13 protein-coding genes are annotated in these 17,192 nt (G+C 40.1%); 12 read left to right on the top strand and 1 reads right to left on the bottom strand.

What is annotated here, in order from left to right; genetic code table 11:
* The 6 genes from leuC to HMPREF1477_RS05760 all read left to right on the top strand — a co-directional run bounded on the left by leuC (nt 1) and on the right by HMPREF1477_RS05760 (nt 5,708).
* Nucleotides 1-1,260: a 3-isopropylmalate dehydratase large subunit gene (leuC, locus tag HMPREF1477_RS05785; RefSeq protein ID WP_016476164.1), complete on the top strand. Its 1,260-nt coding sequence runs from the start codon at nt 1-3 to the stop codon at nt 1,258-1,260.
* 1 nt (nt 1,261) lies between these two features.
* The gene (locus HMPREF1477_RS05780; RefSeq protein WP_016476163.1) at nt 1,262-1,753 is read left to right on the top strand and encodes a 3-isopropylmalate dehydratase small subunit; all 492 of its coding nucleotides are present in this window, start codon (nt 1,262-1,264) and stop codon (nt 1,751-1,753) included.
* 331 nt (nt 1,754-2,084) lie between these two features.
* Nucleotides 2,085-3,155 (top strand): 3-isopropylmalate dehydrogenase, encoded by a 1,071-nt coding sequence (gene leuB, locus HMPREF1477_RS05775; protein ID WP_016476162.1) that lies wholly within the window; start codon nt 2,085-2,087, stop codon nt 3,153-3,155.
* Nucleotides 3,156-3,228: 73 nt separating this feature from the next.
* A complete protein-coding gene (locus tag HMPREF1477_RS05770; RefSeq protein ID WP_016476161.1) occupies nt 3,229-3,558 on the top strand; it encodes a multidrug efflux SMR transporter in 330 nt (109 codons plus the stop codon).
* Between the two features lie 100 nt (nt 3,559-3,658).
* A complete protein-coding gene (locus HMPREF1477_RS05765) occupies nt 3,659-4,198 on the top strand; it encodes a hypothetical protein (RefSeq protein WP_016476160.1) in 540 nt (179 codons plus the stop codon).
* 322 nt (nt 4,199-4,520) lie between these two features.
* Nucleotides 4,521-5,708, top strand: coding sequence for an MBL fold metallo-hydrolase (locus HMPREF1477_RS05760; RefSeq protein WP_016476159.1), 1,188 nt, complete (start codon nt 4,521-4,523; stop codon nt 5,706-5,708).
* 84 nt (nt 5,709-5,792) lie between these two features.
* Here the strand turns inward: HMPREF1477_RS05760 and HMPREF1477_RS05755 are convergent, their stop codons facing one another.
* Nucleotides 5,793-7,070 carry an STAS-like domain-containing protein gene (locus tag HMPREF1477_RS05755; RefSeq protein ID WP_016476158.1) on the bottom strand — a complete coding sequence of 426 codons (1,278 nt, stop codon included), beginning with the start codon at nt 7,068-7,070 and terminating at the stop codon, nt 5,793-5,795.
* Between the two features lie 371 nt (nt 7,071-7,441).
* Between HMPREF1477_RS05755 and HMPREF1477_RS05750 the strand changes: the two genes are divergently transcribed.
* The 6 genes from HMPREF1477_RS05750 (at nt 7,442) to HMPREF1477_RS05725 (ending at nt 17,107) form a co-directional block, all read left to right on the top strand.
* Entirely contained in the window at nt 7,442-8,368 is a 927-nt protein-coding gene (locus tag HMPREF1477_RS05750; protein ID WP_016476157.1) for a DUF3829 domain-containing protein, read from the top strand.
* 425 nt (nt 8,369-8,793) lie between these two features.
* The gene (ileS, locus tag HMPREF1477_RS05745) at nt 8,794-11,628 is read left to right on the top strand and encodes an isoleucine--tRNA ligase (RefSeq protein WP_016476156.1); all 2,835 of its coding nucleotides are present in this window, start codon (nt 8,794-8,796) and stop codon (nt 11,626-11,628) included.
* 647 nt (nt 11,629-12,275) lie between these two features.
* Nucleotides 12,276-13,406 carry an inverse autotransporter beta-barrel domain-containing protein gene (locus HMPREF1477_RS05740; protein ID WP_016476155.1) on the top strand — a complete coding sequence of 377 codons (1,131 nt, stop codon included), beginning with the start codon at nt 12,276-12,278 and terminating at the stop codon, nt 13,404-13,406.
* 42 nt (nt 13,407-13,448) lie between these two features.
* Nucleotides 13,449-14,546: an inverse autotransporter beta-barrel domain-containing protein gene (locus HMPREF1477_RS05735; protein WP_016476154.1), complete on the top strand. Its 1,098-nt coding sequence runs from the start codon at nt 13,449-13,451 to the stop codon at nt 14,544-14,546.
* A gap of 24 nt (nt 14,547-14,570) precedes the next feature.
* Nucleotides 14,571-15,806: an inverse autotransporter beta-barrel domain-containing protein gene (locus HMPREF1477_RS05730; protein ID WP_016476153.1), complete on the top strand. Its 1,236-nt coding sequence runs from the start codon at nt 14,571-14,573 to the stop codon at nt 15,804-15,806.
* A gap of 50 nt (nt 15,807-15,856) precedes the next feature.
* Nucleotides 15,857-17,107: an inverse autotransporter beta-barrel domain-containing protein gene (locus HMPREF1477_RS05725; protein WP_016476152.1), complete on the top strand. Its 1,251-nt coding sequence runs from the start codon at nt 15,857-15,859 to the stop codon at nt 17,105-17,107.
* Nucleotides 17,108-17,192 lie beyond the last annotated feature (85 nt).

The raw sequence follows: 17,192 nt of genomic DNA, 5'->3' as shown, positions 1-17,192 counted from the left end.
ATGGGTATGACCATTACTGAAAAGAATATGGCTCGCCACGCGGGTCTTGATGTTGTAAAGCCAGGCCAAATCATCGAATGTCATTTGGACGCTGTTTTGATGAACGACATCACATTCCCACCAGCGCGTAAGGAGTTCTTGAAAATCGGCAAACCTGTATTTGACCGTCATAAAATCTACTTGGTGCCGGATCATTTCACACCAAATAAAGATATTCAATCCGCTACACAAGCGAAAGTCATGCGCGACTTCGTACGCGAACATGGCATTACAAACTACTTTGAAGTGGGTAGAATGGGTATTGAGCACGTTATTTTGCCAGAAAAAGGCCTTATCGGTCCTGGGGAAATGATGATTGGTGCGGACTCCCACACTTGTACATATGGTGCGGTAAATGCATTCTCCACAGGCGTAGGCTCCACTGATGCGGGCGTTGCTATGGCAGAAGGTAAAACTTGGTTCAAAGTGCCTGAAACAATTAAGGTTGAGCTTATCGGCAAACCTAACAAATGGGTAACTGGTAAAGACGTAATCCTTGATTTAATCGGTAAAATCGGCGTAGATGGTGCTCGTTACATGGCTCTTGAATTTGCTGGCGAAGGCGTACAACATATGACTATGGCTGATCGTCTTACAATCTGTAACATGGCCATCGAAGCTGGCGGTAAATGTGGCGTATTCCCATATGATGAAATTACTGAAGCATACATTAAAGGTCGCGTAAATCGTCCTGTAGAACCAATTAATCCAGACCCTGATGCAGTATATGCTCAAACTGTGACTATCGATTTGTCTAAATTGCAACCAGTTGTAGCATTCCCTCATTTGCCATCCAACACACATTACATCAACGAGATCGACAAAGATATTAAAATCGATCAAGTTATCATCGGTTCCTGTACAAATGGCCGTTACGAAGACTTGGTGGCAGCTGCAGAAATCTTCAAAGGTCGCAAAGTAGCTCCATTCGTTCGTTGTATCGTAATTCCTGGTTCCCAAGATGTATACGATCAAGCTATGAAAGATGGTTTATTGGACATCTTCATTCAAGCTGACTGCGCCGTGTCCACGCCAACATGTGGTCCTTGCCTAGGTGGTTACATGGGTATCATGGCAGCTGGTGAAAGAACCGTTTCCACTACAAATCGTAACTTCCGTGGTCGTATGGGTCACGTTGATTCTGAAGTATATTTGGCAAGCCCTTACGTGGCGGCAGCAAGTGCTGTATTAGGCCGCATTGCAGGCCCTGAGGAGGTTTAATATGGATTTTGAAAGCAAAAAAATCTGGCGCTACGGCGACGATGTAGATACAGACGTAATCATTCCAGCTCGATACTTGGCAATTGCCGATTGGAACGAATTAGCTGAACATGCGATGGAAGATATTGATACTACTTTCGCTCCCAATGTGAAAGCTGGCGAAATCATGGTAGCTGGTAAAAATTTTGGCTGTGGTTCCTCCCGTGAACACGCACCAGGCGTTATCAAAGCAAAAGGCGTGCCTGTTATCATTGCACACTCCTTTGCTCGTATCTTCTTCCGTAATGCTATCAACATCGGTTTACCAGTAATTGAAATCGGCGAACAAGTCGATCGTATCGACGCTGGCGATGCAATCGGCGTAGACTTGTCTAAAGGTATCGTATACAACTTGACTAAAAACGAACAATACCAAGGCACTGAATTGCCACAATTCATTCAAGACATTGCGGCAGCAGGAGGTCTTGTGAACTTTGCGAAACATCGCAAGTAGTACATATCCGGGATGGAATGTTTGTTTTTCCCTCCAGTTGCCTTAGCGGTCTTCACCCGAGGGGTTCGACCTAGCAAAGTCGGTTAAAACAAAGCATTCCATCCCTACACTCTACAACTTTGCGGTATTTCGCAAAGTTGTGACCCCTGTTCTGAGGGTGGGTGTGTTTTTCGGTCTTGCGGGGTTCCGCAATGTATTGATGATGTAGAGGCAAGGTGAAGTCCTCAAGCGACTTTAGTAGGTCGAGCCCCTTGGGCGAAGGCCGTTAAGCTAGCTGGAGCTTTAGGGCTTTACCTTGCCTCGGATGAATGTAGTATATGAGGAAATAAGAATGAGCGAAAAAAATATCGTATTGATCCCTGGTGATGGTATCGGTACTGAGATTATTGCTGCAGCGAAGGCTGTGTGTGATGTGGCTTTTGAGAAAGCTAATGTAAAGGTTAATTGGATTGATAAAAAAGCGGGCGGTGCGTCTATTGATGCATACGGTGTGCCTTTGACTGAGGATACAATCGAGGCTTGTAAAGCTGCTGATGCTGTATTACTTGGTGCTGTAGGCGGTCCTAAATGGGATAATGTAGATCCTGCTATCCGTCCTGAAAAAGCAATCCTCGGTCTTCGTAAGGAGCTTGGTTTATTCTGTAACTTGCGTCCTGTAAAAATCTATCCATCTTTGCAAGAGTATTCTCCTCTTAAAAAGGAACTCGTACAAGATGTAGATTTCGTTATCGTTCGTGAGTTGACTGGTGGTATTTACTTCGGTGAACGCGAAGAGGCACAAGGGGAAGGTGCTAACGAGTTTGCATGGGATAAAGAAACATACAGCCGTTATGAAGTAGAGCGCATCATGGACATCGCTATGGAAACAGCTCGCAAACGTAATAAAAAGGTTGTATCTGTAGATAAAGCAAATGTATTGGCTTCTTCTCGTTTGTGGCGTAAAATCGCTCACGAGAAAGCGGCAGCTAATCCAGATATCGCAACAGATTACTTCTATGTAGATAATACAGCGATGCAACTTGTTGTAAATCCTGCACAATTCGACGTTATCGTTACAACAAACTTGTTCGGCGATATCTTGTCTGACGAAGGCGCTGTTATTTCTGGTTCTATCGGGCTTTTACCATCTGCATCCATGGGTACTGGCACAGCATTGTACGAGCCAATCCACGGTTCTGCACCAGATATTATGGGCCAAAACTTGGCGAACCCATTGGGGACAATCTTGTCCGCAGCTATGATGTGCCGTCACTCTCTTGAGTTACCTCAAGTGGCTGACGCTATTGAAAAAGCTGTTGAACAAGTGCTTGTTGATGGTTACCGCACAGGCGATATCTACCGCGAAGGTTTGAAACGTGTAGGTACCACAGAAATGGCGCAAGCTGTTATCGAACGCTTATAATAGGTGCGATTGAGTGCGTACTTATGTATTGAAGAGAGGGTAGTAAGGCCCTCTCTTTTTTGTGGGAGGCGTTATGTTACCATATTTTTTACTTGCCTTATCTATAGGGCTTGAATTATTTGCAACGACCATGTTGAAAGCATCTGATGGTTTTACGCGGCCGTTACAGACTATTGCCTGCGTATGTGGCTATGTAGGATCTTTCTATACATTGACGCATGTACTGAAATATATTCCGCTCAGTGTTACCTATGCTACTTGGTCTGGCGTAGGCCTTGTGGTGACAGCACTCATTTCTGTCTTTATCTTTAGTGAGGGCTATAATATGTACACTATTTTGGGGATAGGTCTTATTGTGGTTGGTGTTGTCATCCTTAACTTGTGGGGGAACGTAGGTCAATAATCTATAAGACTGTTAACGTAGTCATTCATTAGATTGGTCTTATATCATAATTACCATAATCGTATTGTTAGATGAGAGAAGAGCTAATAAGGAGGCCTTTATGAATTCTTCCATGTATCGAAATTTAACTATTACTGCGTTGTTGATGGCATTAGCTATCATGATTCCTATTATGATGACTCTGAAAGTTGTCATTCCACCGGCATCGTATACACTAGCGAGTCACGTGCCTATATTCCTAGCCATGTTCTTGTCTCGTAAGATGGCTGCTTGTGTTGTTATCGGCTCTACGCTAGGTTTCTTTGTAGCTGGCTTCCCTATCGTTATCGTTATGCGCGCTGCCTCTCATATCATCTTTGCCTTGATGGGTGCTTATTATATAAAACATCATCCAGGTGTATTAACAGGGGCCTTATCCTTTGCTGCTTTCAACCTTGCTTGTGCTATCGTTCATGCTATTGGTGAAGTGCTTGCGTGTCTATTATTCTATACGACAACTACGATACCAAATATCGATCTAATTTATGTCGTATTCGTTCTGGTAGGCGGCGGTACTATCGTTCATAGCATGGTTGATGGATATATTGCGTTATATATCTATAAAGCTATCCCAGGATTATCTAAGACTGAGAATAAATAATCGGACGTTATCCTAGCTTATTTAAGCTAGATAATAAATAATCCGCTATTGAAACTACATATGCTCGTAACCACTCATAGTAAATCTATTGTACGCTAATGTATAGAATTTGATTATCTATGAGTGGTTTTTTAGAATAATTATCAAATCTGTACCTACAGATACAGACTTAACTATGCGATATGGTTATAATAAAACCATAGTTAATGACCGAGTTGTGATATATGCATAGGTACATAGATAGGTACATATACACAGATGCCACATAGGCCATACATATTGTTAATTGTGAAAGACTTTCACAAGAATTATGGAGGTTATTATGAGAAAGCATATAAAAAATAACGTATCTTGGGTTGGTAAAATTGATTGGGAATTGCAAGAATTCCACGGTTCTGATTACAGTATTAATAATGGATCTAGTCAAAATGCGTACTTGATTGAAGAGGAAAAAACCGTCCTCATCGATACCGTATGGAAACCTCATTCCTCAGAGTTTATTGATAATTTGGAATCTGAAATTGATCTAAACAAGATTGATTTTATCGTATGTAATCACGGCGAAGTCGATCACAGCGGTTCCTTGCCAGCGTTGATGGAAAAAATCCCTAATACGCCGATTTACTGTACAGAAAATGCCGTTAAGTCCTTGGTTGGTCAATATCATCATCCAGAATGGAATTTTAAAACCGTGAAGACAGGTGATTCCGTAGATATCGGCAATGGTAAATCTTTGGTATTCGTAGAAATGCGCATGCTGCACTGGCCTGACTCTATGGCAACCTATATGACTGGCGATAATATTTTGTTCTCTAACGATGCGTTCGGACAACATTTCGCCGTAGAAGAATTGTGGGCCGATAAGGCTGATCAATGTCGTCTATGGGCAGAGGCGATGAAATATTACGCCAATATTTTGAATCCATTCTCTCCATTGGTAAAAGCTAAGGTTGAAGAAATTCAAAAGCTCAACTTGCCAATTGATATTATCGCTACTAGCCATGGTGCAATTTGGCGTGAAAACCCATTGCAAATCGTAGAGAAATACTATGAGTGGTCTCAAGCATACCAAGAAGACCAAATTACAGTCGTATATGACACTATGTGGGATGGTACAAAGAAATTAGCCCATAAAATTGCTGATGAGATTGCTAAACAATCTCCTGATACACGGGTTAAGATCTTTAATATCAGTAAAACAAATAAAAACGACATCATGACAGAAGTATTCAAATCAAAAGCGATTGCCGTTGGTTCTCCGACAGTAGGGAATAGTGTTATCTCTTCTGTAGCTGGTTGGCTAGACTTCTTGCGTGAATTGAAGTTTAAAAATAAAAAGGCTGCCGTATTTGGTACCTACGGTTGGTCTGGTGAATCTACGAAGGTACTTCGTGAAGAATTAACTAAATATGGTTTCTCCGTGGTAGAACCTGAAATTAAATGTAACTGGAATCCAGATGCAGATGATTTTGGTAAAGCAGAAGAACTTGTAAAAGCTTTATTAGCATAATCATTGCTTATATGGCAAGATATTAAAAAAGGTGTACCAACACAAATGAACGTGTTGGTACACCTTTTTTTTATGTAGTAGCTTCTAGTTAGTATATGTATCAAACACAAAATCTATAATTGTCCGAATGGTTTCATTAGCTCCTATAATCTTGATTTGTTTATATGATTTGAGACCTAGAATTTTAATTGGATCTGCCAATAAAGCGGTTAAGAAGCTGTGTGTAGCTGTTATAGCGTGAGAGAAATCAAGGATTACGGTTTCTCCTTTTTGTATAGCAGGTATGATTTTTCGCTCTCTAAGATTAATGGCCTCTAATTTGACTTCACACCGTTCTCCGCAATAGTTATACATATCAATGTACAATTCGGGAGCGCGGACTATATTATTTCGTTTAGCTACAGTTTCGGTGGCGTGTTTTCTGAAATCCTCTAGGTGTTTATGAAGGTCATATGTTTTTAATCTATCAAAACCAATGGTCATGTATATAAATGTGCCGGGCCAAGCGTTTTCTAGTGTTGTGTAGGTTACATCTAGTGGAGAAATATGTGCGACACCATCACCTGATACGATATACATATCTGCTTCTAATGTTTTACCAAGATTACTAGACAAGTAAAGGCCCATGCCAGCATTGTTTTGCTGTTTATAAGGTCCTACGTTGACGCCAAATGTACCAGAGATTTCAGGCTCTAGTGCCATAGCGATGGCATCTGTATTGTTTGTGAAGGGTGCATAGGTTTGTTCTAAATGTGTTTTAATACCTACACCAAGGTCAGCAAGAATAAATGATAGTTGGTTTTTATCTCGATACCAGTTAAATTGTAATAATGATGGAATCTGAGGATTAAAACCGTGTTCTAATGCATTATATGTTAGTTCGGATATGATATAACGAACTGCATCCTCATATCCTCTAATTAAATCTGTAGGTAAGTCCATAGCGTAATCACGAATTGTATTTAGCATTTGCGTAATATTATGATCTTTGTATTTAATGGCGAAGATGGGCTTGTTGTAAACGTAGTGAAAATTGTCTTGTGTATTGTCTAGAACGTTAAAACACCCCTTGCCATCAATATTTTTCCACATATTATAAAATTGAGTATTTTTTGTATATCTCAAATTCACATATACATGGTTTCTTTTTAGATACCATATATATTGAATTAGTAGAATTAAAGACTGATAATCCGCCATTTTACATTGTCTTGCATCAATTGTTACTGAGTTACCTTCGTAATCCCATCTAAATAATTTAAGAATATTATCAAAGTCGATAATCCCCTTGTGTTTAAATGTTAATGTATTTGGTAATGTTACGATTAGAAGTTTTTCTTTTGTCATACCTGTTGTGTTCATGCTCTCTCTCCTTTACGTTGACATAGGTACATGTTGTTGATATACTTTGTTTAAAGATAACGTCCTAGAGACATTAAAGAGCGGAATGTTCGTCTCTCGGTTGTCTCAGTTGACCCCATACTTTGTATGGGGTTTTCTTATATCTATATTATAGAACTAATGTTTGCAAAAACAAGGAGAATATCACTGTTATGATTTATTGATACACATCTACAATTATTCCGCTATTTTTGCAGTTTTATCATACCGTTCCGAAGTAGTTTCATTTCTCTGTATGTACAGCTATTTCCTCATCTTGAATTGGATGTATTAATTTTATACAATATCTGTAATATTAATTTATGGGAATGTAGAGCATTTAGGAGCGATAGATGAGTGGTCAGAATTGGTGGTGCCGCCTAGGTTTAGTTATTTGCATCGTAGCGAGTGTAGGCGTTGTAAGTGGCTGTGAATTTAATATGGATAATTTAAAGACTAACAGTCAGGTGAAAGCAACGCAAAGCGATAGTGAGAAGGAGATCTGGCGCGTTTTTAGATTTTATTTGGCCGCTACGAATGAGTTTAATTTCACTAGTGTAAAATATAGTCATCAACATATGGAAACGGTGCAGCAAGCACGACAAAATATACCGTTAGCTGAGTTTAAAGAGCGGGATTACGAACGTCTTGAGCAAGAACTCATTGCTGCACGAGAAGCGGGGCACACATATAGTGACTTGGAAGCAGCTACAGATGCTTTATTACCGGTATTGCACGACATTGTGGTGGCTGTAAAAGAGCTAGATACGTATTATAAAGAAAAACGCTATGAATCAGATAATTATGAATTTGCTCACACGCAGTTGGAGAAACTTTCATCATTAATGGATACATTTGAACCAAAATATGATGCATTAGATACCATTGTTAAAACATATTATAAGCAGGAGGGCGAACGTTTTGTTAAGCTGATGCGTAACAATGGCCAAACTAATGGTGCTAATATGTTGGAAATGATGATTATTTATGGCGATATTGTAGATCATATTATGGAGCATAAATCCGATAGTGATTTCCAATGGGTGAAAGCAAAGAAAGAAGCCGCCGATGAGATTGGGGCAAAGGTTACTGCCGCCGAGGCTCAGAATCGGTTAGAGCAAAAGAAACATCTCGACAAAGCGATTGAGGATTTTATTGCTGATCCACGTAGTGAAACGGAAGAGGCCGTGGTTGAGCAATATAATGAAATGGTACGTAGTCCAATGAATTTTTCATTATTAGATTCTGTGCAGAAGCCGTATGTGCCACAAGAATTATAATGTGAAATGTTATATATTAAACATGATATAACATTTTGGGTAGAATATATTTGACAAGCTACCCTCATGAGCCCTATAATTATCTATTATATGAATATTGCGTTGAAAAAGACGGCATGTCTCAGACGGATTTAGTAGAGACCAAACTCATGGGCTGAAAGGTTTGGAAATCTAGAGATGTGCGGATCACTTTGGAGCAAGCAGCAACCCTGCCGGTGAACACCGTTATATGTTTAAGTGGCTTTCACAGTTTACGTGATGGGCTCGCCTTATGTGTTACAATTATGCACTAGCATGGTGTAATAATCGCAGAATATGCGAGGGCGCTAGCTTTCACCAGTAACGAGAGTCAGTAGGGTGGTACCACGGATATTACGTCCGTCCCTTCGGGGGCGGGCGATTTTTTTATGTAAAAGGAGCACATCATGGATTACGGTAAGACGTTACATTTGCCTGAAACAGAATTCCCAATGCGCGGCAATTTGCCTAAGCGCGAACCAGAAATTTTAAAATTCTGGGAAGACAACAAAATTTATCAAAAACGTTTGGAATTGCGTAAAGACGCAAAACCTTTCATTTTGCATGATGGCCCTCCATATGCGAACGGTAAATTGCACATCGGTCATGCCCTCAACAAAACGTTGAAGGACATCATCATGAAATACAAGACTATGACTGGTCACTATACACGTTACATCCCTGGTTGGGATACACATGGTTTGCCAATCGAGCATGCGGTTATTAAAAACACTGGTCTTAACCGTCATGAAATGGCTCCATTGGACTTGCGCAACAAATGTAAGGAATATGCATTGGAATGCGTAGAAACTCAAAAACAAGACTTTATTCGTTTTGGTGTATTAGGCGAATGGGACCGTCCATATTTGACATTGCGTCCTGAGTTCGAAGTAAAACAACTTGGCATCTTCGGCGAAATGGCAAAACGCGGTCATATCTACAAAGGTCTTAAAACTGTATACTGGTGTACGCACTGCGAAACTGCATTGGCAGAAGCAGAAATTGAATATGCTGAGAAAAAATCTTTCTCCATCTACGTAAAATTCCCTTACGTATCTGAGAAAAAGGTGACATTGCCAGCTGGCGTAGATCCAAAACAAGCATACTCTGTTATTTGGACAACTACTCCTTGGACAATGCCTGCCAACGTAGCTATTTCTGTTAACCCTGACCTTGAATATGGCTGGGTAAAAGCTGGCGACGAATACTACTTGATGGCTACTGAACTCGTTGATGCGGCTATGAAAGATATCGGCATCGAAGACTACGAAATCGTAAATCGCTTCTCTGGCGCAGACTTAGAATTGGCTGAATTCAAACATCCATTCGTAGAACGTACATCCACAGTATTGTGTGGCGACCATGTAACACTTGAAGCAGGTACTGGTTGCGTACATACAGCTCCTGCACACGGTGAAGACGACTTTAACATCGTTATGCGTTATAACAAGGAAGGTAAAACTGAACTTCCTATCGTATCCCTTGTTAACGAAACTGGTCACTATACTAAACAAGTAGACGACAACCGTTATGGTGATACTGAATTCCCATTGGCTGGCGTAGAAATTCACGATGCAGAAGTGCCTGTTATTAAAATCTTGGCGCACAACAATGCATTGCTTCACAAATCTAGCTTGCGTCACCAATATGCTCACTGCTGGCGTTGTAAAAACCCTGTTATCTACCGTGCTACAGAACAATGGTTCTCCTCTGTAGATGGTTACCGTCAACAAGCGCTTGATGCAATCGACAATCAAGTACAATGGATTCCTAAATGGGGCCATGATCGTATCTTCAACATGGTTCGCGACCGTGGTGACTGGGTAATTTCCCGTCAACGTATTTGGGGCGTGCCAATTCCTATTTACTATTGTGAAAGCTGCGGCGAGCACATCATCAACGATGATACTATCAAAGCATTACAAGAAAAAGTAGCTGTAGAAGGCTCTGATGCTTGGTGGGCTCACAGTGCAAAAGAATTGTTGCCAGAAGGCTTCAAATGTCCTCATTGCGGTCATGATGAATTCAAAAAAGAAACAGACATCATGGACGTATGGTTCGACTCTGGCTCCTCCTGGTCTGGCGTACTTGAAGTTAACGGCTTAGATGTACCATGTGCTATGTACCTTGAAGGTTCCGACCAACATCGCGGTTGGTTCAACTCTTCTTTGTTAACTGCAGTAGCAACAACAGGTAAAGCACCATACAACTCTGTATTGACTCACGGCTTCGTTGTGGACGGCGAAGGTCGCAAAATGTCTAAATCTGTAGGTAATACAGTAGCTCCAAGCGACATCATCGACGTATACGGCGCTGACGTTATGCGTTTGTGGGTATCCTCCGCAGATTACCAAGCAGACGTACGTTTGTCCAAAGACATCGTAAAACAATTATCCGAAGTATATCGTAAGATCCGTAATACATTCCGCTTCTTGCTTGGTAACTTGGATGACTTCAATCCAAACACTGATAAAGTGGCTTACGCAGATATGTCCGAATTCGATAAATGGGCATTGTTGCGCTTAGAAGAAGTACGTCAAAAGGTTACTGAAGCGTACGAAAACTATGAATTCCACATGTTGTACCATGCAATTCATAACTTCTGCACAGTAGACTTGAGCTCCATCTACCTTGATGTAATGAAAGATACTATGTATGCTGAAAGCAAAAACAACGTAGCTCGTCGTTCTGCTCAAACAGCAATGTATGAAATCTTGAAAACATTGGTAGCCATGGTATCTCCAGTACTTTCCTTCACAGCAGAAGAAGTTTGGAAATACATGCCTAAAGAAGATGGCATGCCTGAATCCGTTATGCTTCAAGATTGGCCACAAGGTCATCCTGAACACTTCAACCAAGAATTGTCCGATAAATGGAGCCAATTGTTAGACTTGCGTACATCCGTACAAAAAGCATTGGAACTTGCTCGTCAAAACAAAACAATCGGTCACCCATTGGATGCATCCGTTACAGTATACGCTGAAGGTGCTGCATTTGACGCATTGAACGCTCTTGGTGAAGAAGGCTTAGCTAAACTTGTTATCGTATCTGAAGCTCACATCGTAAATGGCGCTGCTCCAGCAGAGGCTGTAAAAGACGAAGAAACAGGCGTTGCAACAGTAGTTGCTCCATCTGAACTTGAAAAATGTGAACGCTGCTGGATCCACCGCGATACAGTAGGCCAAGATAGCGAACATCCTACACTTTGCCATCGTTGTGCAGAAGTAGTAAAAGCGTTATAATTCCACAATCGATTTAAATACATTGTCAAAATAGCCCCTTCAGAAGGCTCCATCGGCCGGGTCTGTTCCTTTGGAACAGGGCCAAAAGTCGCCTTCTAAAGGGGATATTTTGGTATTTCACTTAAAAATTTTTTAGATTTATGAATTCATTGTATACTACCATTCTCCTTAAATACTTGATGATAATTGTTATCGGCCGATTTTCCTCATGAAAGCTTTATGTGTAAAAATCTACTCGTTTCATATTATAGTTAAAATACTCGTTTATGATATTTATAGTTAGTTTAGTAAATGAGTGTATGAGAAGGAGGAATATGCAATGGTAGTAACAATCATTAAAGCTGTTATGGCTGCTCTTACTGGTTTGGTAAACGCATTATTGCCTTTATTTAAATAATAAAGTTCCCAAAACCCTCATAAACCCTCAAAGCTTGAGTATTTATACTCGGCTTTGAGGGTTTTTTCTTTGTGTATATTTTTACTTACAATAGAATGAAATAATATACAGATTTGAGATTTAAACGATATTTATTGTTGGTTTAAATATAGGTAGTTTTGTTGACTATATCTAAATATATACATATAATAAAAATGAAATAAAGATGAATATATATCTTAGAACTATATATAGAGGGAGACTGAGAGACATGAAAAGAATATTAGTTGTAAAAGCTATGGTTCTTGGGGCCATAGCTTGTTCTATTAATGCTATTGGATTTGCAGCGGGTGTAGAGGCTACACCTATACAAGATGCAACCAATATGCAACAAAATAAACAAGATACGGAAAAACATGAGGCAGTGCAATCCAATTGGATGGACCGTACAGATATTAAGGTTGGCACACAATCTAAGATGGGCACTCAAGTATCTGTAGAAACGTTACAACCGTTAACTCATTATGATGAAAACTCCAAGTCCGTATTGTTTGTACAAGGCGGCATTGGCAGAGGTGGTCAAGAACATTCTGCTAGTTACTATCACGGATATAATGAGATTTGGTATCCTTATAATCCTGTAACGGGTAAAGGTGATCAACGGTATAGAGCAGAGAAGTATGAAAATACGAAGTCATTAGGTGCTGTAGCTAATGTGGGCTTAGGGTATCGCCATCTTAGTAAGAATGAGCATGCTTATGTTGGTGTTAATGCCTTTGTTGATCGTGCTTTTTCAGAAAATGCTAATCGTGTGAGTGGGGGGCTAGAATATGTGGCCGGTCTTAACGAAGTTCGTGCTAATGTATATAGAGGCTTAGGGAGTGTGAAATCGCAATCTGATATGATACATTTACCGCCATCGTACTTCACATTTGATTTAGATGGTGGCCCTTCTTACTATATGCCACATACGTCTCAAAAGGTATTATCTGGATATGATGTAAGTTATGCTCGTACATTTAAAAATGCCCGTTGGGCCCGTGTACATGCAACCGTATATCATTGGAATGGTCTTAGTGTGCCTAATCATAGCAACGCATTATTGAAAACGCTTGAAATTGGCAACAGTCACGGATGGAATGTAGGAACTACATTGCAAGTAACGCCACATGTATCGCTAGATTTAGGCTATACGGCGGATAGCAAAGATACTAGTGGTGCTTATGGATTTGTTAAATATACATTGGGAACATCCAAGTTTGCTTGGCATGGTGGTAAACATAGTGATGATACCATTACGAATGCTCGCGATAGAATGCTAGATAAGGTAGACCGTAGTCCTATGACAATAGGCCATACATATGAAGAAGATTGGTATGTAAGACCTAATGATCACTTATAAAATTGATGATATTTATAAAACTAAAAGGAGAGAAGTTTAGTAATGAAATATAAGTTGGTATTAACATCTATGGTCTTGGGGGCCATAGCGTGTAGCACGAGTGCCGTAGTGGGAGCGGCCAATGTGGCGTCACAAGTAAGTGATACAGAAAAACATGAGGCAGTGCAATCCAATTGGATGGACCGCACGGATATTAAGTTAGGCACACAATCGAAACTGGGTAAGCAAGTATCTGTAGAAACATTGCAACCCTTAACTCATTATGATGAAAACTCCAAGTCCGTATTGTTTGTACAAGGCGGCGTCGGTAAAGGTGGGCAAGAACATAAGGTTAATTATTTTGATGGTAGTGGTGGCATTTGGTATCCATACGACTTGGCTACAGGTACTGTGGAAACAAAGACTAAACCAGAGCGACATGATGAGACAAAAACTTTAGGTACTGTGGGTAATATTGGCTTAGGGTATCGCCAGCTCAGCAAACATGAACATGCTTATGTAGGTATTAATGCATTTGTAGATCGTGCCTTCTCTGAGAATGCTAATCGAGTTAGTGGAGGCTTAGAATATGTATCAGGGCTTAATGAAGTTCGTGTTAATGTATATAGAGGTTTGGGAAATATAAAATCTCAATCCTATATGGTGGGTGTACCTGAATCGCATCTCCCATTTCCTTTGAATGGAGGAACTGCTAATTACACGGTATATAAGTCTCAAAAAGTATTATCTGGTTATGATGTAACTTATACTCGTTCATTTAAAAATGCTCGGTGGGCTCGTGTGCATATAGGCTCTTATCACTGGAAGGGGCTCGGCATTTCATCATATAGTGGGGGGACTTCTCCGATTTCTGATCTTAATAATAGTTCTGGTTGGCAAGTGGGTACTACATTACAAGTGACACCGCATGTATCCTTAGATTTAGGCTATACATCGGATAGTAAGTATGCTAGTGGTGCTTATGGATTTGTTAAATACACATTGGGGACATCTAAATTTGCTTGGCATGGTGGAAAACATAGTGATGATACCATTACGAATGCTCGTGCTAGAATGTTAGACAAGGTAGACCGTAGTCCTATGACTATAGGCAAGTCGTATGAAGAGTATTGGGCTGTAGTACCTTGGGATAATTTATAAAATTAAAAGGAGAGAAGTTTAGTAATGAAATATAAGTTAGTATTAACATCTATGGTCTTGGGGGCCATGGTGTGTAGTACAAGTGCTGTAGTGGGAGCGGCTAATGTGGCGCCACAAGTGAGCGATATAGCAAAGCATGAGGCGGTACAATCCAATTGGATGGATAGAACTGATATTGCTGTAGGTGTACAGACCGGAGGCCAGTCTAAATTAGATAAAGGACACTTTCTAACGGATGATTTGGATACCATTTATAATAAGCAATCTGATTACGGCAATCTAACGAAAGCCTATATAGAAACATTGCAGCCTATTTCTCATTATGATGAGAACAGTAAAAGTGTTCTATTTGTACAGGGGCGCATTGGACGGGGCGGTGAGAAAATAGCATCGAAAGAGATGCGTGGTTACTTTCTCCCTGAATTAACAATCAATCGGCATGGGCAATCTAGTTACACTAAAATAAATACGGATGAAAAATCATCAGAAACATTAGGGATTATCGGTACGGTTGGTATTGGCTATCGACGCCTTAGCCGAAATGAACATGCCTATGTAGGTGTTAATGCATTCGTTGATCGAGCTTTCACAGGCAATTATAATCGCATCAGCGGTGGCGTAGAGTATGTAAATGGACTTAACGAAGTATATGCTAATGTGTATAAGGGGCTTGGTAATACGGGCGTCGTAAGAGGTTTTGGTGGCAACCCGTACCCTAAACGCTTGTATCCTAATGGTTACCCATCAACATTTCCGTATAATACGATTCCTAGTGAAAACTATAATACTTACAAAGGCGGTAGAGCACTGGGTGGCTATGAAATCGGTTTTGCTAGATCCTTCAAGAATGCTCGCTGGGCTCGTGCCTATGTAAATGGATATCGTTGGAAAGGCCATGGATTCGGTCATAGTCAAGAATATAATTATGGGCGTCCAGGCCATTGGGATGTGCCATGGTTTTCTGTGCGGAATGCAAACCACTATAAGGGCATTAAAATCGGTGCTGAATTACAGTTAACACCGCATATATCCTTAGATATTGGGTATAACAATGCAAACAATATGTCGAAGGGTATGTATGGTACTGTGAAATATACATTAGGTACATCTAAATTTGCCTTCTGGGGTGGCAAGCATAGTGATGATACGATTACTACAGCTCGTTCTAAAATGCTAAATAAGGTACGTCGTCAAGACATGATTGTAGAATCCTTTGATGACATTGAATATTTTTATTTAGCACCTATTGATCATTTATAATATGGAGAAAATGTTAGTTTTATCATTGTCATGAGAGGGGACTATATATAATGTCAGGTAAGTTATTATTGAAAGCTATGGTTTTAGGGGCTATGACTTTCAGCATATCTACAATAGGAATGGCAGCAGAGGTTCAAGCGGTAAATGGCCTAGATTCTGCACAGCAAATAACTGCATCCGATGCGGCTAGGAAAGAGGCTGTTCGTTCTAGCTGGATGGATCGTACAGATGTGGTAGTCGGCGTTGGTATGAAAAATTCTGAAGAGTCGAGTAGCCATCAATACCATAATTTTATGCCTTGGCAAAATCATCCTATTGTGGGGACTTCTGATAAATCCAAATCTACAGAACTTAACAAGTTATACATTGAGACATTACAACCTGTAACTCATTATGATGAAAATACTAAAAGTGTTGTCTTTGTACAAGGGCGTATAGGTCGTAGTGGTGAAAAAATATCCTATAATAAATTAAATAACTATTGGGTTCCAGATAGACCTGCAGGAACGTTTACGGTACATAACAGGCAAACAGATAAGGAAGAATCCTTAGGTATGAATGCAAATATTGGTATTGGCTATCGTCGTCTTAGTAAAGGTGAACATGCTTATGTTGGTGTTAATGCATTCTATGACCACGTATTTAAAGGTGGTTATAAGCGCGTTAGTGGCGGTGTAGAATATGTGGCAGGCCTTAATGAATTTCATGCTAATCTGTACCGAAACTTGGGGACTGATGATAGAAAATATATAGGGCTCCATGGGAGAAGTATCAGATGGTATGATCCTACAGGATTGTATCCATACGGTAGGGATTCTGATACTAGTCTTTATAATTATGCTAAGGTTGATTATGAAAATCATTGGATGTTATCAGAAAAGGTTGCTGCCAGTGGATTTGATGTAGGATACTCACGAACCTTTAAAAATGCTCGTTGGGCTCGTGTCTATGCGGACTATTATAATTGGCGTGGTAGATCCCCTGTGAAAGTTGGCTATTATAAATTAAATCAACGGGATGCCATAAAAGGTTTTAAAGTAGGCGCAGAATTCCATATTACACCACATCTTACTCTTGATGCTGGTTATCAAACGGCATCTCATCATTTGAGTGGCCCTTATGCAACCTTGAAATATACAATTGGCACATCCAAGTTTGCTTGGCATGGTGGTAAACATAGTGAAAGTACTATTACAACAGCACGTTCTAAGATGCTTGATAAAGTACATCGTAGTGATATGGTTGTACAAGAAGTTGAGGAAGAAACTTATGATCATGGCGTTGTCGATGTAGGTTTATAATTTGTAACAACATAGTTTTAATATAATAAAAAGAACGCACAGAGGCCTAGGCATTCAATTGATAAGTTGAATATCGGGGCCTTGT

It is taken from the genome of Veillonella sp. HPA0037, assembly GCF_000411535.1.
Taxonomy (GTDB): Bacteria; Bacillota; Negativicutes; order Veillonellales; family Veillonellaceae; genus Veillonella; species Veillonella atypica.
This window is presented reverse-complemented; position numbering and strand designations above follow the sequence as displayed.